Origin of the sequence: Pseudomonas sp. NY11955 (genome assembly GCF_048068035.1) — a bacterium.
Lineage (GTDB): Bacteria > Pseudomonadota > Gammaproteobacteria > Pseudomonadales > Pseudomonadaceae > Aquipseudomonas.
This window is the reverse complement of the sequence record NZ_JBLUPS010000004.1, coordinates 172,670-188,524: the sequence shown is the minus strand read 5'-3', so window position 1 is coordinate 188,524 and position 15,855 is coordinate 172,670. Positions and strand designations below refer to the sequence as shown.

The following is a 15,855-nucleotide window of genomic DNA, read 5'->3' as shown; positions in this document are numbered from 1 at the left end:
CTCGGGGCATCGAAAAAGGGCTACTGAAAAAGAATGGCCTTGCGCGCCGCACTCAAGAACCTGCCTTGTCCAGGGCGTCAAGCTCGTCTTCCACCTGCTGCATGCGTTGCTCGACCAAGGCCTGCACTTTGCTATCGCGGGCGGTCTCGCGCATCAGGGCGGTGAGTTTTTCGCTCAGGCGCTTACCGGCTTCGGTGTCTTCCAGGGCGCGGGCTTTGGCCGGGTCCTGGGTGGCGGCGACGATGGTGGCGAATTCCGCGTCGCTGAAGTTCTTTTCGCTGTACAGGCGGAACAGGTCCTGGCGCTGGTCTTCGACGGTGAGGTGCTTGCGCAGCACGTCCTGAATGCTCGCTTGCGACAGCTGCGGGTGAGTGCGGCCCAGCAGCACGGCCATGCGCTCGATGTTGTGTGTGTAGGCGTCCTGCAGCGGAAGCTGGGCAAGGATCTGTGCTTCACGGGAGGGTTTCTGGTCGCAGGCGGTGAGTGCGGCAGTCAGCAACAGGGGCAACAGCAACTTCTGAAGGCGAGGCATGGCGTGGCCTGGTCGGGCAGTGAAGGCTGCCGATTATACCGATGTCCGCCAGGCCACGACGAGCCCTGTGAGTTGCCTTGAGCGGTGCGCTGATGTGGAGCAGGATCCGGTCTGGCAAACCACGCATATGCAGTTGTGAGTGCGCTGACTTGTGGGAAAACGCCGACAGTGGCGCATTGGATGTGAACGACGTGTTCATTTCAAAATCTGCCCGGCGTGCTTACCTTCCCTCGTGCATGGCTTTTTAATTGCACCCAAGGGAGACTCGCAATGCCACATATGGCCCTGTACAAACTCAAACTGCTGGACGAGTTCGAAGATCGCCTGGACCTGTGGACCTTCGGTGATTTCGAGAACAGGTTGACGGGCTTGTGGCGTGGGGCAACGCGGCATGATGCCAAAAGCATCATCAATGCCGCGCACAAGGAACGGCGTTGGCCGAAAACGGTGAAGCGCTATTTGCTGACTCATTACCGGGCGTTCGACAACGTCAGTTTGGAGCTGGAAAGCACGTTTGCCGAGGTGTTGGCGGCGATGAGCGTGCAGGAGCGGGCCCAGTGGGGGTTGCTGCCTGCTGGCAATTCAGTTGCCTGACAGAACCTGCGCAGTAGCCCCATTCAGGCGAAGCGGTGCCTCAGAAACCACCCGACAACGGCCACTCCACCGCCAGCCGTATCTGGTCACCATCCAGCTCCGCCTGCGCCGTGTTTCCCCGGTGCTCGTTGTGCCTCACCGAGAACGTCGTCCCCTTGGCTTTGCCACTCTGAACCACATACCGCGCTTCCAGGTCGCGCTCCCAATGCTTGCCACCCTTGCCATACCCCAGGTAGGCATATCCGCCATTGGGGTCCACATGTGTGCCATCGATATCGAAGCCTCGCACATACAACGCCGTCAGGTTCAACCCCGGCACGCCGTAGGCGCCCATGTCCAGGTCGTAGCGTGCCTGCCATGACTTTTCGTTCGGTGCGTTGAAGTCCGACATCTGCACCGCGTTGGTGATGAAAATCGCGCCGCGCGTTACGTAGTCGAAGGGCGTGTTGCCGTCCACTTGCTGCCAGCCCAGGCTGAAACCGTGTGGGCCCTGGTTGTAACGCGAGAGCAGGCTCCAGGTGGTGGTGTCGATACGCCCGGACAGCGCTTTGCCGGTGTCGGTGGTGCGATACAGGTTGAGGTCCAGGCTGACGCTGCGGCGGGCATCCAGGGCGTGGCTGAAGGTGCTGCCCAGGTAGTGCTGGTTCCAGCTGTCCTCGTAACGTGAGGTGTACAGGCTGGCGCTGAAGGCGGTGCCGGGGTTCCACACCACACCGGCCAGGTCGAAGCGGTTGCCCTGGCGGCCGTTGGAGTAGTTCACCACGAAGCCTTGGTCGTGGCTGGAGGCGTTGCGGTCGGTGCTTTCGTTGAAGTGCCCGGCGACCAGCTTGAGGTTGTCGAGTTCATTGCTGGTGAGAAAGAAACCCGTGGCGGTCTCGGGCAGCAGGCGGCTGTCGGAGGAGCTGAACACTGGGGTCTTGACCCGTTGCTCACCGTAAGACAACACGGTATCGGACACGCGCAGTTTCAGTGCCGCACCGGCGCGGCTGTACTGGTTTTCAGGATGCCCGTCGTTATCGACCCCGAGCAAGCGCGCCTTGCCCGCTCGCCCGCCGCCACTGTCGAGTTGCACGCCCAGGTAGGCATGGGCATCGACCCCGACACCGATCAGGCCTTGGGTGAAGCCGGACTGGAAGGTACCCATCAAACCATAGGCCCATTCCTCGGCCTTGCCATTACGTTCGTTGCGCGGTTTGTAGGCATTGCGCGCTGCACTGTTGCGCCCGCCGTTCTTGTAGTCACGCTGGTCGAAAACGCTGCGGTTGAGCAGGTTCAAGCTGCCATCCTCGACAAAGCCATTGCTTCGCGACTGGGCGGAGTCGGCCAGGGTGAAAGGAGCCAGGCCCAGTAGCGACAGTGCCAGCAACAACCGGTTCAGGGCGACAGGGCGCAACGGCATGGGCAGAACTTCCTGGTTCAGGGGGCGCGAAAGCGCAGAATGCGCGCGCCGTCGAAAGGGTCGGTGAGGTAGTGGGCGTGGATGCCAAAGGTGCTCAGCAGGCGTTCGGGGGTGAGCACTTCGTATGGTCTGCCGAGGGCGACCAGGCGGCCCTTGTCGAGTACCGCGACACGGTCGCAGGTGAGCGCCTGGTTGAGGTCATGCAGGGCCACCAGGGTGGTTACCGGCAGGGCCTGCACTTGCTGCAGCAGGCTTAGTTGATGCTGGATATCCAGGTGGTTGGTCGGCTCGTCCAGCAGCAGGATTTGCGGCCGCTGGGCCAGAGCGCGGGCGATGTGCACACGCTGGCGCTCGCCACCGGACAGCGAGCCCCACGGACGCGTACGCAGGTGCAGGGCATCGAGGTCGGCCAACGCCTGCTCGACGATGTCGCGGTCCTGCCGGGAGAACGGCGCCAGGGCCGAGAGCCAGGGCGTGCGGCCCAAGGCAACCGCGTCGAACACACTGATCGCATCGAGGGTATCGGCCTGTTGCTCGACCAGCGCCAAGGCTTGGGCAACACGGCGTCGGGGCATCTGTGCCAGCGCTTCGCCCATGAGCTGTACGCTGCCGCAGGCGGGTTTGCGCAGCCCTGCCAGCAACTTCAGGAGTGAGGATTTGCCCGAGCCGTTAGGGCCGACGATGCCCAGGGTTTCACCGGCGACAACGCTAAGGTCGATATCGCTGAGTACGGTATTGCCGGCCAGTTGTAGGCCCAGCCTTTGACAGCTCAACGGAGGCATGTGTACAGCGGCCATGAGGGTCATGGACGCCCCCGACGGCTGACCAGAATCAGCGCGAAGACTGGCGCGCCGATCAGCGCGGTCACCACGCCCACCGGGATCACCTGGCCGGTGATCAGTGTGCGCGAAAGGATGTCAGCGGCAATCAGGAACAGCGCACCGCCCAGCGCGCTGGCGGGGAGCAAGCGGCTGTGCCCGGGACCGAGCAGCAAACGCAGAGCGTGAGGTATCACCAGCCCGACAAAACCGATGGCGCCGACAATCGACACCATCACCGCCGTGACCAGCGCCGCACAGCTGATCAGCAGCAACTGGGTGCGCCGCACCGGGATGCCCAGCGAGGCTGCCGAATCGGCACCGAAGGTGAAGGCATCCAGTGCGCGGCGATGCCATAGGCACACCAGCAAGCCGAACAGCGCCACCGGCACAGCCAGCCACACCGAAGGCCAGCGCACGCCACTGAGGTTGCCCAGCAGCCAGAACAAGATGCCACGCGCCTGCTCGGCAGTGGCCGACTTGGTGATCAGGAAAGCGGTCAGGGCATTGAACAGCTGCGAGCCGGCGATACCGGCAAGGATCACCTGGGCGTTGTTGTTGCTGGGGCCGGCCGCGCGGGCCAGTACCAGCACCAGGGCAAATGCCGCCCCGGCGCCGATGAACGCCCCGGCGGACATGCTCAGCGCCAGGCTACCCAGGCCCAGCAGGCCGACCAGTACCGCGCCGGTCGAGGCACCGGCAGACAGCCCCAGCAGGTATGGCTCGGCCAGCGGGTTGCGCAACAGCGCCTGGAGTATCACGCCGCAGGTGGCCAGCCCGGCGCCGCAAGCGGCCGCGACCAGGGTGCGGGTCAGGCGGTAGTTCCAGACGATACCGGCGTCGATCGGGTCGACCGGGTAGCCGGCCTGCCACAGGTGGTTGGCCAGCACCTGACCGACCACGCTGGGCGACAGGTTGGTTTCACCGATGGCGATACCGGCCAGCAGGGCGGCCAACAAGGCTGCCAGGGCAACCGCGATGCAGGGTAACAGGCGCATCATCACTGGGCTGCTTTACCGCTGGCAAACGCTGCGGACAGCGTCTGCACGCCGCGGAACAGGCGGATGCCGGCCTGCATGGCGTCGGCGTCGAGAATGATGATGTGGTCGTGCTTCACCGCGTCCATGTTGCGGGTTACCGGGTCGCTGCGCAGGAATTCGAGTTTTTTCTGGTAGTCGTCGGCGGGGAAGCGGCGGCGGTCCATGCGCGCGATGATCAGCCAGGTCGGGTTGGCTTTGGCCAGGGTTTCCCAACCTACGGTTGGCCATTCTTCGCTGGACTCGACCACGTTGCGCACACCGAGGGTGCGCAACATGAAGTCGGCGACGCCTTGGCGGCCGGCCACATAGGGGGCGATGTCGAGGTCGGCGCTGGAAAACCAGAACAGCGCAGAGGTTGTCGACAGGTCCTTGCCGGCCAGTTGCGCCTTGGCACTGTCCAGTCGGCCCTTCAGCTCGGCGTTCAGGGCCGCGCCGCGCGCCTGTACGTCGAAGATCTCAGCCAGCTGGCTGACACTTTTGTAGATGCTGTTCACCTGGAAGGCCTGCAGGCGTGTGCCGTCGGCACCGACCAGGTTGTCCTTGCCTTCACAGTCCGAGGGCAGCAGGTAGGTGGGGATATTCAGCTCGTCGAACTGTTCGCGGGTGCCGACCACGCCCTGGGCGCCGACCGTCCATTCGAGCTGCACCGCCACCAGCTGCGGGCGCTTGCCGACCACTGCCTCGAAGCTGGGTTCGTTGTCGGCCAGGCGCGGCACCTTGGCATTCACCGCCTGGTACTCGGGCAGCACGTTGTTGAACCACAGCGAGGTGCCCGCCAGCTTGTCGCCCAGGCCCAATGCATAAAGCATCTCGGTCCCAGCCTGGCCGATGGTGACGGCGCGCTGCGGTGCCTGGGCGAAGGTCTGCGGCTTGCCGCAGTTGTCGACCGTGAGCGGGTAGTGGGTGGCGGCGGCCTGAGCCAGGCCGGTGAGGCCTAGGCCGGCGAGCAGGGTGGCGAAACGGGGCAGCATGCTGGGCGATCTCCTATCGGACAGTTCGGGTGAGGAACGCGCGGACAGGCATCGCCGAGCCCCTGCTGGTGGCTGAGGCAACACTGATGGCCAATCCCGGACACCCCGCCGGTTGGTGTATGTAGGCCGGCAGGTCTCCTGACTGGTGCGTCACGGCCTGGCTCCGGCCTTCCCGGGTGTTAGGCCCAGTGGCATCGATGGAGCAGGCTCGGCACCTACAGTTGCGGGGGCAGTTCCGTTTGGCCCGTGTTGGCGGGCCTGGGATTCCCTATTAGTTCCGTGGTGGAAACCGGCGGCCCGCATGGTAGACCATCGCGCCGCCGGGTGAAAACGCTTTTCAGAAGTACTTCAGCCAGCGGATGTCGCGGCGCCGCTGCTTTAGCTTGGCGAACCCGCGCACCGGTCGGTACAGCGCAACCGCCAGCAGCACTGCAACCACCCATACCGCTGCAATGCCGTCGAAGCCAAAGTAGTCGCCATGGTTGAGACCCAGCAGCGCTACACAGGCCAGGTACAGCAGCTTCAACACATACAGGTGCAGCAGGTAGAAGAACATGGGGGCTGCACCGAACACCGCCAGGGCACTGATCCAGCGCGGCTGGGAAGCACGCTCGAAGGCCCGCAGCAACAGCAGGCCGCAGCCCAGGGTCAGGGCCAGGAACAGCAGCGACGGTGGGTATTTGGTGATGTTGAAGAAGCTCATCAGGGTTTGCGTGAAGGTAGGGTAGCCGCTCCATGGCGCCTCCCCGTAGCCGTTGAACATGCGCAACACCACAAAACCCAGCAGTGCGAGCAACCCGGCCAGCAGCAGGCGTTGCTGGCGTTGCCCGGCAGCGCTGCCGCGAGCGAACCAGGGGCCCAGGCCGTAGCCCAGGGCGATGACGCCGATCCATGGCAGCACCGGGTACGACGTGCGCAGGCGCAGGTTGTCGGAAAACGCCAGCCAGCCACGGTCATGCAGAATCGCCCAAGGCACATGCAGCGCAGATTCCACACCAAAGTGCAGGCCGTCGAGCAAGTTGTGCCCGGCGACGATGAGGGCGCCCAGGGCGAGCAGCGCGGCGCGTGGCAGCCACACCAGCAGCGACAGGGCAATCATGCTGACACCGATGGCCCAGATCACCTGCAGGTAGATCACGCTGGGCGGCAACTGGAAGGTCCAGGCGAAGTTGACCAGGGTGAACTCCAGCGCCACCAGGAACAACCCGCGCTTGAACAGGAACGCCGAGACGTCGCCTCGGCCCTGATGCTTCTCGCCGTACAGCCAGGCCGACAGGCCGGTCAGCAGGACGAACACTGGCGCGCAAAGGTGGGCGAGGGTGCGGCTGACGAACAGCGATGGCTCTGTGGTGTCGATGGTCATCGGGTCGCTGACCTGGCGGTGCAGGAAGAAGGTCTCGCGAACGTGGTCCAGGAGCATGAACAGGATTACCAGGCCGCGCAGGGCATCGATGCTCTGCAGGCGCTGGGTGATCAAGGTGGGCGTGGCGCTGGCGCTTGTCATGGAGGGTCGCTGATAGGAATGAGTGTCATCTGAAACGTTATCTTATAGCTAATATGTAATAGATTGGTAGAGGTTTTTGTGGCGCCTGTGCTGGCCTTTTCGCAGCGCAAGGCTGCTCCTACAGGCGGGTGATGACTTGTGGGAGCAGCCTTGTGCTGCGAAGAGGTCCACACAGGCAGCTCAGGTCAGAAGGTGTAATCCACCGTCGCAAAATACGAGCGCGGCATCCCCATCAACCACTGCTGCCCACTGAACGCCGACTGCACATACTCGCGATCGAACAGGTTGTTCAACTGCAACCCCAGCCGCACATCCGGCAACACCTGCCAGGCGATATTGGCATCGACCACCGTATAGCCGGGAGCGCTTTGGGCATTGGCGGTGTCGGCATAACGCTCATCCACATAGCGCGCGCCAATGCCGGCTTCCAGCTGCTGGCCGAAACCTTTGCTCAGCCACAGGTTGGCGGTACGCCGTGGCACGTTGGCCGGGCGGTTGCCGGCGCGGTCCTGCGCCACGCCATCGACCATTTCGTCGAAGTCGTCGTACCTGGCGCGTACCAGCGATGCGTTGGCAGACACCTGCCATTGGTGCGCCAGCGCCAGCTCCAGGGTCGCTTCGAGGCCGTCGGAGGTCTGCTGGCCAGCCTGTTGCTTCTCGTGGGTGATCGGGTCATCCACCAGCAGCTTCTTCTTGACGATGTGGTAGGCGGCCAGCGTCCATTCGCCACGGCCTTCCCAGAAGCGCTGCTTGAGGCCCAGCTCGGTCTGCTTCGCTTCGGTCAAGTCATAGTGCATCTGGGTGGGGCTGAGGCTGATGAGGTTGTTGACCCCTTCCTCGCTGGTGGAGTACTGGCCATACAGTGACAGGTCGTCGGTGACCGCGAACACCAGCCCGGCGCGCCAGTTGCCACCCCGCAAACTGCGGTCACTGCGGCTGTCGTTGGTCAGGTTGTCGCGGTCGATATGATTCTGGTCACGGCGCACGCCGGTTACCAGCGACAGCCGGTCGCTCAGCTGCAGGCGGTTTTCGGCGAACAGGGCGAAGGTGTGAGTGGTGGACAAGGTTTGCGGTCGCAGCGGCGAGGCACTGTGGAACCCGCCGGGCTGCGGTTGCCATGGGTCGATGTAGTCACCGCCCACATCGTTGTAGGGTGAATTGCTGTCGACGTTGAAGCGCACCTTGTTGTACTCGGCACCGAGCACGGTCTTGCTGGCCAGGCCGAACAGGGTGTGGTCGAAGGTGAAGGTCTGGCGGTCGCCGAACTGTTCCTGGTTGTGCTTGATCTCCAGGTAGCTGCCGCGCAGCAACTGCTGACGCTCTGCGTCCCAGCTGTAGTCTTCGGCGTTGCGCCAGTGGCGGCGGCTTTTGATGTAGTACAGCTGGTTGCTGGCGCTGAGGTGGTCGTTCAGCGTCCACTCGGTGGTCAGCCGGGTCCACTCGTCGTCATAGCGCTGCACGTCATTCTGTACGTTGTAGTTCTTGTTGCGCAGGCTGCTGCGGTAGTGGCCGTCGATCAGCGGCGTGCCGTAGTAGTTGGCGGGCTGCGCCTCGCCACGGTCGTGGGCGAGGGTGAAGCTGAGGTCGTCAGTGGCATCGAAACGCAGCGCGGCACTCAGGGCCAGGCTGCGTGAATGGGTGCGGTCGACCCAGCCATTGCCATCCTGCTGGTTCAGCGTCAGGCGATAGCTCAGGCGCTCGCTGAGGCTGCCGCCGCTGTCCAGGCCGAGCTGCTGACGGTCCCACGAGCCGTAGCCCAGGCGCAGGTGGTTGCGCACTTCGCCGGCAAACGGTTTTTTCGGGATCACGTTGACGACCGCGCCGGTGGCGCCTTCGCCATGCAGTACCGAAGCCGGGCCGCGAATCACGTCGATACGTTCGACCATCCACGGGTCGACCGGGAACGTTTGGGTGCCGGCACCGGTGTAAAGCCGTGCGCCGTCGAACAGGGTCATCACCGAGCTGTGCCCGGCAAAGCCGCGGGCTGACAAGCCCGTACCGCCATCACCCGGAGAGCCGACGAAGGTGATGCCCGGCGAGCGAGTCACCGCATCCTGCACGGTAAGGTTGTTGCGTTGCTGAATCTGCTCGGCGCTGATGCTGCTGGTGCTGGCCGGTGTTTCCAGGGCGCTGAGGCCAAGGCGTGAGCCGGCCTGGGTAGGCGTGGCCAGGTCGATGGCGCGGCTGTCGAGGGTGTCGGTGATGGCCGTGGAAGGCAAAGCCAGAGGCTGTTGGGTTCGGTCATCGGCCAGGGCCGGCAGGGCGACGGCCAGGCAGGCCGCCAGGGGGTGAAGCTTGAACATACGGGACATGTCGTTCCACTGCTGCAGGAATGAATGGATCCCGGTGGAAAACACGCAAAGGCGAACCATGCGGGCAGGCGCGCGCACGGATTCCGGCCTGCGCCCGCCCACCGCGGGTTGCCAAGTGAAGCTCCAGGCCGGTCTCCGGGCTTGCGAGGGGCATGAAACCTTCACCTTCCCATGCCGGAGCACAGTGGTATCTCGAAGGGTTCGCTCGCTTACCGTTGCGGGGGCAGCGCCGGACTTGTCGTGGGTAACACGACGCACCGGCTTCCCGTTTCACCCTGCGCGCGGCGGCGCAGGGCACCTGAAACTGGCGCGCATCTGACCATTGAAATGCGGGGGCGTCAAATTTGCTTGGGCAATGGCGGTGGGTTAGGCCGGCAACGGCTAGCGTCCGCGGCGCCGCGAAACCCGTGCCTCGATGTTCTTGCGCCCGATCAGCAGTGGCGGCTTCTCTACCACCGGCTCATCCGCCAGCCACTTGTACATCACCAGGCAGTCCACCAGCCCCAGGCGGGCATGGCGATAGGCCTTGGGCAAGCGGCCAACGGTCTCGAAGCCCAGCTTGTGCCAAAGCGCCACGGCCACTTCATTGCTGGCCACCACCGAGTTGAACTGCAGGGCCAGAAAACCTTCCTGGCGCGCCAGCTTCTGCGAGTGTTCGCACATCAAGCGCGCCACGCCCCGGCCGCGTGCCTGCTCGCTGACCATGTAGCCGCAATTGCCCACATGCGCGCCTGGCCCGGCTGCATTGGCCTTGAGGTAATACGAACCCAGTAGCTCGCCCTCTTCTTCGGCCAATAGTGTGTGCAAGGGCAGTTCCAACCACAGCTGGCGGGCCTGTTCGAAGCTCAGGGCCGGGTCGAAGGCGTAGGTTTCACGGGCTTGGACAATGGCCTGGAAAGTGGGCCAGAAGCGCTCGAAGTCTTCTGGCGTCATGGGGCGAATGTGGATCATGCGGGTTCCTGCGCGGGCTAAGCCGCCCAGTCTGGGTGGCGCGGCGCCGTCGCGCAAGGGCGGCGACGCCGTTTGTGCTCAGCCGTTGGCCTTGCCTACGGCATCCATGGCACGTGCCGAGTAGACCAGCGCAGCACCGGCGTTCATCGCCACGGCCACGCCGAGGGCCTCGGCAATTTCCTCGCGGCTGGCGCCATGCTTGACCGCCTGTTGCGAATGCACGGCGATGCAGCCGTCGCAGCGGGTGGTCACGGCCACGGCCAGGGAGATCAGCTCGCGCGTCTTGGCGTCCAGGTGGTTGGTCTTGGCCCCAGCACCGCTGGCGGTCATGTAACCGGCCACGGTGTCGGGTGAGAGTTGCTTGAGATCGCCGATGCCGGCCATCAACTGCTTACGGTAGGCGTCCCAGTCCATCATGCTCATCGTCTTCACCTTGGGGTGGTTGCGAGTGGAGCTTTCAGGCTAGTCGAAGAGTGGCAAGTGCGAGGCTTGTACTTTGGTGGTTATGCCGTGGGCCTTTGGAAGCGGGCTTGGGCAAGCCCGCTGTGGCACTGTTCAGATGTAGATGAACACCAGCACCAAGGCTGCGACCACTGCCCATTTTTCCAGGTAGTAACGCATGCGGTTGCGCTTTTTCAGCGCCTTGCCACGTTCGCGGATCTTGTAGATGCGGGTGAACAGGCGGTTGATGCCGCCGGTCTTGTCGCTGGCATCGTTGGGCGCCGCGGCGGCAGCCATTACGTTACGGCTGAACCAGCGGTTGAACGCGGTTGCCCAGCGGTACTTGAGCGGGCGCTCGACGTCGCAGAACAGGATGATGCGGTTGTGCTCGGTGGTGTTGGCCGCGTAGTGGATGTAGGTTTCATCGAAGATCACCCCCTCGCCATCGCGCCAGGAGTATTTCTCGCCGTCCACGTCGATGTAGCAACCGTCGTCGTTCGGTGTGTCCAGGCCCAGGTGGTAGCGGTACGAGCCGGCATACGGGTCGCGGTGGCGCACCAGCTTGGCGCCCGGTGGCAGGGTAGCGAACATGGCGGCCTTGACCGTGCCGATACCTTGCAGCAGCTCGGTGGTGCGTGGGCACAGGGCCATTGCCGATGGGTGGCTTTCGCCATACCACTTCAGGTAAAAACGCTTCCAGCCGGTCTTGAAGAACGAATTGAAACCGACATCGTCGTAATTGTCGGACTTCTTGATTTCGCCCACGTGCAGCAGCTGGCGGCCTTCCTCGCGGATCTCCTGCCAGTGGTCCTGCAGCGGCTTCAGTTCGGGAAAGGCCTCGACCGGCAGGTAAGGCTTGGCCGGGTGCTTGGAGAACAGGTACAGGAAGCTGTTGACCGGTGCCAGGAAACTGGAGTGGTCGCCCAACTGGCGAGTCAGCTTGTGGCGAACCCGACCGCGCAGGTGAACATAGGCGATCGAGAGGACGAAAATAAGTACGAGTGCAATTTTCATGGACGATTACTTGTCGAAAAATGGCCATGCGCCATGGCATAAGCTCGCCAGCATAAACAATCATGGGGCCAGTTTGTACTTATTGTTACGAAACGGCAGGGCGACATTGGTGGAATGCCCTACAGTCTTGCGCAAACGTTTCATGTCAGGGAGTTTGTATGGTTCAGGATATTCGCCCCAGCGGTAGCCCGTTCAAACGGCTGTTTTTCGCCTTGCCGGTCAGCGATGCCCAGCGCAGTGCTCTGGCCCAATGGCGCCGGGACCTGAACCTGCGCAGCGGCAAACCGGTGCCGGCAGCCAACTTCCACGTCACGCTGCTGTTCCTGGGTGATGTGGACGCCGCCCAGGTGCCTGCGATCTGCGCAGCGGTCGATCAGTTGGCGCTGCCGGCTTCGGCACCTCGGCTGTTGCTCGACCGCTTGCAGGTGTGGCAGCGGGCCAACGCCCTGGTATTGGAGGCGCAGCAGGTACCGCCGGCCCTGCTGCAACTGGTTTACGGTTTGCAGCAGGCATTGCTGCCATTGGGGGTGGAGGCGGCCAGCCGTGAGTATCGGCCGCACCTGACGCTGTCCAGGGACTACCGAGGGCAGCCGCCCGAAGCCAGCAGTGCGCCGGAGTTTTATCTCGCGGCGCGTCACTTCACGCTCTACGAGTCGCGCAAGGGCGCGTACTGGCCGTTGGCGCAGTGGCCGCTTTCAAGTTGACTCAGGCCGCTATTTCGCTGTCGGCGAACAGCCGCTCTCCCAGCGCGTAGGCAGTGTGCAGGTGTGGTTCTGGGGTAGCCCCTTCGCTATCGTCCAGCAGTGTCGAGCTGAGCACCTCGGCGCCGCAGTAGTCGAAGATGCCATGCTCGATCTGCACGCGCATGGCCTCGGCATAGCCATGCCGATCGAAGGTGCCGCTGTCGGCACCGGCAACACCGACCAGGTGCACCTTCATGCCGCGCAGTTTCTTTACGGTAACGCCCCCTTCATAGTCGAACGCCCATCCGTTGCTGAATACGCGCTCGACCCAACCTTTGAGCAAGGCCGGTAGTGACCACCAATAGATGGGGAAAACCAGTACCAAGGCATCGGCGCGGTCGATGCGCGCCTGCTCTTTCAATACGTCAGCCGGGGGGGCTGCCAGGCGACGATGCACCGCGTGATCGGCCTGGCCAAAGCGCGGGTCGAAACCTTCACTGGCCAGGTCGGCGATTTCGCTGCTGTGCCCGGCACCGGCAAGGCCAGCGGCAACCTGGCGAGCGAGCGCATGGGTGAGAGATTGCGGGTCGTGGTGGCCGACGACGATCAAGGCGTGCATGGTGGGTTCTCAAAAGGCTGTGCGGAATTACCCTGAGCGCTATATACTCAAGGTAAGTTACGTTTAGTAAGTTACTTTTGGTAGGTATTCGATGTCAAGCGACGATCAAACCCCTGCACGCAAACGACTTAGCCGCGATGAACGCCGCAGGCAGTTGCTGGATGTGGCCTGGCGGCTGGTGCGTGAGGAGGGGACCGATGCCCTGAGCCTGGGGCGCCTGGCTGAACAGGCCGGGGTGACCAAACCGGTGGTTTATGACCATTTCGAGACCCGCGCCGGGCTGTTGCTGGCGCTGTACCAGGAATACGATGCGCGTCAGTCGCAGATGCTGGAGCAGGCGCTGGCCCGCTGTGAAGCCAGCCTGGTCAGCCGTGCCCAGGTGATTGCCGAGGCCTACGTGGACTGCGTGATAAGCCAGGGCAGAGAGATACCAGGGGTGTCCGCGGCGTTGGCCGGGTCACCGGAAATGGAAGCGTTGAAGCGCGCGTACGAACAGCCGTTCCTGGACAAGTGCCGCGAGGCATTGGCGGGGTTTTCGCCCAGCGGCACTGTGGGGAAGGCCGGCATGCGCCTGCTGGTAGGGGCGGCGGATGCGTTGTCCCAGTCTGCTGCTGCAGGGGAACTGGAGGCGGGCCAGGCCAAGGCTGAATTGCAGGCGGCGATTGTGGCGATGGTCGAGCGACAGTGAGAGCTTCAGCTTACCTAGGCAGATGCGCTAGCTGTAGGAGCAGCCTTGTGCTGCGAAGAGGCCGGTAAGGCAAAAGACTGTTTTCGGCAGTTATGGCCTCTTCGCAGCACAAGGCTGCTCCCACAGGTTAGATTCGGGGATTACACGGGCAAGCTCTGGTACGGCAACTCGTCCCCTGGGCTGCGCTCGAACTGCCGCTTGTACTCGCGGCTGAACTGCGAAGTGCTCTGATAGCCCACCCGGTGCGCGGCCTGCGCCACGCCCAGGCCTTCGCCAATCAGCATCTGCTGCGCCTTCAGCAAGCGTAAACGCTTCAGGTACTGCATCGGCGCCATGTCGGTGCAGCGCTTGAAGTGTTCATGGAAGGTTGAAACGCTCATGTTGGCGCGCGCAGCCAGCGCTTCCACGCTCAGCGGCTCGCTGTAGTGCTCGCGCAGGTGGGCGAGGGCGGCACCGATGCGGGCGAAGTGCCCTTGCTGTTCCACCAGTGCCCGCAGCACACCGGCCTGCGGGCCGCGCAGCGCGGTGTACAGCACCTCGCGTACCCGTGCCGGGCCCAACACTTTGGCGTCCAGCGGGTCTTGCAGGCAGCGCAGCAGCCGTTCCACGCTTTCGCGCATCGGCGCATCCAGTGCCGCCGAGGTCATCGATTGCGGCGTTTGTGCCTGCACCGCAGCGTCCGGCGCCAGGTCCATGCTCTGCACCAGTTCACCCAGCACGCCACGGTCGATGTCCACCGCCACGCCCAGCAGCGGCGCTTCGCGGGTGGCGAAGGTTTCACACATGAAGGGCACCGACAGCGCTTGCACCAGGTAATGCCCCGCACCGTACTCCAAGGTGCGCGGCCCCAGGCGTGCCAGCTTGCTGCCCTGGGCCAGTATCATCAGGCTGGGTTCGTAGATTTGTGGGCTGCTCGCCACATAGTGCTCCCAGCTCAGTACCTGCACCTGGGGCAGGTGGGTGGGCACAAAACCCGGGCGTGTGGCGAGGGTGCGGATCAGCGCGCAGAGCGGCGCATTGGCGTCGACGTGACGGGTCAGTTGCATGGTGAACCACGGGCAGAGAATCAGACAGCTTAATCATCGCAGATTGAAGGTGTGGCGCCAGATGCTGGCGGGCATCTTCGGAGAATCAGGCATGCATGCCGGAGAATCAGCCGTGGGCGAGGCGGCAAACGATGGGCAGAATGCGTCGCCTGAATCGTTTCACTTCACTGCGAGGCCCTGCATGTATACCGCCATCGGTTACGCCGCCCAAACCCCCACCAGCCCTCTGGCCCCCATGACCTTCGAGCGCCGCAGCCCACGCCCGGATGACGTCGCCATCGAAATCCTGTACTGCGGCGTGTGTCACTCCGACATCCACCAGGCGCGCAACGAATGGGGTATTGCCGTGTACCCGCTGATGCCTGGCCACGAGATCATCGGCCGGGTCACGGCGGTGGGCGCCAAGGTCACCGCGCACAAGGTCGGCGACCTGGTTGGCGTCGGCTGCATGGTCGACTCGTGCCGCACCTGTGAAGCCTGCGCCAAGGACCTGGAGCAGTATTGCCTGGAAGGCCCGACCATGACCTACGCCACCCCGGACCGGGTCGATGGCAGCAACACCCTGGGCGGTTACTCCAGCAGCATCGTGGTCAGCGAGCACTTCGTGGTGCGCATTCCGGCCGGCATGGACCTGCCCAGCGCCGCACCTATCCTGTGCGCTGGCATAACCACCTATTCGCCGCTCAAGCACCACGGCGTTGGTCCAGGGCACAAGATCGGCATCCTCGGCATGGGCGGCCTGGGCCACATGGGCATCAAGCTGGCCAAGGCCCTGGGCGCGGAAGTGACCCTGTTCACCCGCTCACAGGCCAAGGCCGAGGAAGCTCGTCGCCAGGGGGCCGATCATGTGATCGTGTCCACCGATGCCGAGCAGATGCGTGCCGCTGCCGGCCGCTTCGATTTCCTGCTTGATACCATTCCGGTGCAGCACGACCTCAACCCGTACCTGGAAACGCTGAAGTTCGATGGCGTGCACATCCTGGTTGGCCTGATCGAGCCGATCGACCCGGCGGTGCATGCGGCCAACCTGGTGCTGAAGCGCCGTGTGCTGGCGGGGTCCTTGATTGGAGGCATTGCCGAGACCCAGGAAGTACTGGACTTCTGCGCGGCGCACGATATTCGTTGTGATATCGAGATGCTGGATATTCGCAATATCAACCAGGCGTACGAGCGGATGATTGCCGGTGACGTGAAGTATCGGTTCGTGATCGACATGGCCACATTGCAGGGCTGATCGATCAGT

16 protein-coding genes and 2 riboswitches are annotated in these 15,855 nt (G+C 63.6%); of the genes, 4 read left to right on the top strand and 12 right to left on the bottom strand.

Features of this window, described 5'->3' with window-relative positions; all coding sequences use genetic code 11:
* Positions 1–52 precede the first annotated feature (52 nt).
* On the bottom strand, positions 53–532 hold the full coding sequence (locus tag ACNFBR_RS09470) for a hypothetical protein (protein ID WP_416734674.1): 480 nt from the start codon (positions 530–532) through the stop codon (positions 53–55).
* A gap of 270 nt (positions 533–802) precedes the next feature.
* On the opposite strand from ACNFBR_RS09470, the gene ACNFBR_RS09465 reads away from it, so the two are divergent.
* Positions 803–1,126, top strand: a complete 324-nt coding sequence (locus tag ACNFBR_RS09465; RefSeq protein ID WP_416734673.1) for a hypothetical protein — start codon at positions 803–805, stop codon at positions 1,124–1,126.
* Positions 1,127–1,166: 40 nt separating this feature from the next.
* Here the strand turns inward: ACNFBR_RS09465 and ACNFBR_RS09460 are convergent, their stop codons facing one another.
* From ACNFBR_RS09460 to lpxO, 9 genes are all read right to left on the bottom strand, one after another.
* Positions 1,167–2,504 carry an OprD family porin gene (locus tag ACNFBR_RS09460; RefSeq protein ID WP_416734925.1) on the bottom strand — a complete coding sequence of 446 codons (1,338 nt, stop codon included), beginning with the start codon at positions 2,502–2,504 and terminating at the stop codon, positions 1,167–1,169.
* A 38-nt stretch (positions 2,505–2,542) separates the two neighbouring features.
* Positions 2,543–3,322, bottom strand: a complete 780-nt coding sequence (locus ACNFBR_RS09455) for an ABC transporter ATP-binding protein (RefSeq protein ID WP_416734924.1) — start codon at positions 3,320–3,322, stop codon at positions 2,543–2,545.
* 5 nt (positions 3,323–3,327) lie between these two features.
* Positions 3,328–4,344, bottom strand: a complete 1,017-nt coding sequence (locus tag ACNFBR_RS09450; RefSeq protein ID WP_416734672.1) for a FecCD family ABC transporter permease — start codon at positions 4,342–4,344, stop codon at positions 3,328–3,330.
* Positions 4,344–5,354 carry an ABC transporter substrate-binding protein gene (locus tag ACNFBR_RS09445; protein WP_416734671.1) on the bottom strand — a complete coding sequence of 337 codons (1,011 nt, stop codon included), beginning with the start codon at positions 5,352–5,354 and terminating at the stop codon, positions 4,344–4,346. Before ACNFBR_RS09445 ends, ACNFBR_RS09450 begins: the two co-directional genes overlap by 1 nt.
* Before the next feature lie 110 nt (positions 5,355–5,464).
* A riboswitch (cobalamin riboswitch) is annotated at positions 5,465–5,663 on the bottom strand.
* A 28-nt stretch (positions 5,664–5,691) separates the two neighbouring features.
* Positions 5,692–6,858 (bottom strand): DUF1624 domain-containing protein, encoded by a 1,167-nt coding sequence (locus tag ACNFBR_RS09440; RefSeq protein ID WP_416734670.1) that lies wholly within the window; start codon positions 6,856–6,858, stop codon positions 5,692–5,694.
* A 185-nt stretch (positions 6,859–7,043) separates the two neighbouring features.
* Complete coding sequence (locus ACNFBR_RS09435) at positions 7,044–9,170, bottom strand: TonB-dependent receptor (protein WP_416734669.1); 2,127 nt, start codon at positions 9,168–9,170, stop codon at positions 7,044–7,046.
* Positions 9,171–9,278: 108 nt separating this feature from the next.
* Positions 9,279–9,487: riboswitch (cobalamin riboswitch) on the bottom strand.
* A gap of 64 nt (positions 9,488–9,551) precedes the next feature.
* Positions 9,552–10,121 (bottom strand): GNAT family N-acetyltransferase, encoded by a 570-nt coding sequence (locus ACNFBR_RS09430; RefSeq protein WP_416734668.1) that lies wholly within the window; start codon positions 10,119–10,121, stop codon positions 9,552–9,554.
* A 78-nt stretch (positions 10,122–10,199) separates the two neighbouring features.
* Entirely contained in the window at positions 10,200–10,544 is a 345-nt protein-coding gene (locus ACNFBR_RS09425) for a carboxymuconolactone decarboxylase family protein (RefSeq protein ID WP_013973174.1), read from the bottom strand.
* Positions 10,545–10,676: 132 nt separating this feature from the next.
* Positions 10,677–11,576, bottom strand: coding sequence for a lipid A hydroxylase LpxO (gene lpxO, locus ACNFBR_RS09420; protein WP_012271715.1), 900 nt, complete (start codon positions 11,574–11,576; stop codon positions 10,677–10,679).
* A gap of 158 nt (positions 11,577–11,734) precedes the next feature.
* Here lpxO and thpR point away from each other — a divergent pair, with 158 nt between their 5' ends.
* On the top strand, positions 11,735–12,280 hold the full coding sequence (gene thpR / locus ACNFBR_RS09415; RefSeq protein WP_416734667.1) for an RNA 2',3'-cyclic phosphodiesterase: 546 nt from the start codon (positions 11,735–11,737) through the stop codon (positions 12,278–12,280).
* Between the two features lies 1 nt (position 12,281).
* Here the strand turns inward: thpR and ACNFBR_RS09410 are convergent, their stop codons facing one another.
* A complete protein-coding gene (locus ACNFBR_RS09410; protein ID WP_416734666.1) occupies positions 12,282–12,878 on the bottom strand; it encodes an NAD(P)H-dependent oxidoreductase in 597 nt (198 codons plus the stop codon).
* A 91-nt stretch (positions 12,879–12,969) separates the two neighbouring features.
* On the opposite strand from ACNFBR_RS09410, the gene ACNFBR_RS09405 reads away from it, so the two are divergent.
* Positions 12,970–13,566 (top strand): TetR/AcrR family transcriptional regulator, encoded by a 597-nt coding sequence (locus tag ACNFBR_RS09405; RefSeq protein ID WP_416734665.1) that lies wholly within the window; start codon positions 12,970–12,972, stop codon positions 13,564–13,566.
* A 140-nt stretch (positions 13,567–13,706) separates the two neighbouring features.
* On the opposite strand, the gene ACNFBR_RS09400 is transcribed toward ACNFBR_RS09405, so the two are convergent.
* Entirely contained in the window at positions 13,707–14,612 is a 906-nt protein-coding gene (locus ACNFBR_RS09400; RefSeq protein WP_416734664.1) for an AraC family transcriptional regulator N-terminal domain-containing protein, read from the bottom strand.
* A 181-nt stretch (positions 14,613–14,793) separates the two neighbouring features.
* On the opposite strand from ACNFBR_RS09400, the gene calA reads away from it, so the two are divergent.
* Positions 14,794–15,846, top strand: coding sequence for a vanillin reductase (gene calA / locus ACNFBR_RS09395; protein WP_416734663.1), 1,053 nt, complete (start codon positions 14,794–14,796; stop codon positions 15,844–15,846).
* Positions 15,847–15,855 lie beyond the last annotated feature (9 nt).

Coding starts and splice junctions, on each gene's coding strand:
- ACNFBR_RS09470 (WP_416734674.1), bottom strand. CDS start 532: ATGCCTCGCCTTCAGAAGTTGCTGTTGCCCCTGTTGCTGACTGCCGCA.
- ACNFBR_RS09465 (WP_416734673.1), top strand. CDS start 803: ATGCCACATATGGCCCTGTACAAACTCAAACTGCTGGACGAGTTCGAA.
- ACNFBR_RS09455 (WP_416734924.1), bottom strand. CDS start 3,322: ATGGCCGCTGTACACATGCCTCCGTTGAGCTGTCAAAGGCTGGGCCTA.
- ACNFBR_RS09450 (WP_416734672.1), bottom strand. CDS start 4,344: ATGATGCGCCTGTTACCCTGCATCGCGGTTGCCCTGGCAGCCTTGTTG.
- ACNFBR_RS09445 (WP_416734671.1), bottom strand. CDS start 5,354: ATGCTGCCCCGTTTCGCCACCCTGCTCGCCGGCCTAGGCCTCACCGGC.
- ACNFBR_RS09440 (WP_416734670.1), bottom strand. CDS start 6,858: ATGACAAGCGCCAGCGCCACGCCCACCTTGATCACCCAGCGCCTGCAG.
- ACNFBR_RS09435 (WP_416734669.1), bottom strand. CDS start 9,170: ATGTCCCGTATGTTCAAGCTTCACCCCCTGGCGGCCTGCCTGGCCGTC.
- ACNFBR_RS09430 (WP_416734668.1), bottom strand. CDS start 10,121: ATGATCCACATTCGCCCCATGACGCCAGAAGACTTCGAGCGCTTCTGG.
- ACNFBR_RS09425 (WP_013973174.1), bottom strand. CDS start 10,544: ATGAGCATGATGGACTGGGACGCCTACCGTAAGCAGTTGATGGCCGGC.
- lpxO (WP_012271715.1), bottom strand. CDS start 11,576: ATGAAAATTGCACTCGTACTTATTTTCGTCCTCTCGATCGCCTATGTT.
- thpR (WP_416734667.1), top strand. CDS start 11,735: ATGGTTCAGGATATTCGCCCCAGCGGTAGCCCGTTCAAACGGCTGTTT.
- ACNFBR_RS09410 (WP_416734666.1), bottom strand. CDS start 12,878: ATGCACGCCTTGATCGTCGTCGGCCACCACGACCCGCAATCTCTCACC.
- ACNFBR_RS09405 (WP_416734665.1), top strand. CDS start 12,970: ATGTCAAGCGACGATCAAACCCCTGCACGCAAACGACTTAGCCGCGAT.
- ACNFBR_RS09400 (WP_416734664.1), bottom strand. CDS start 14,612: ATGCAACTGACCCGTCACGTCGACGCCAATGCGCCGCTCTGCGCGCTG.
- calA (WP_416734663.1), top strand. CDS start 14,794: ATGTATACCGCCATCGGTTACGCCGCCCAAACCCCCACCAGCCCTCTG.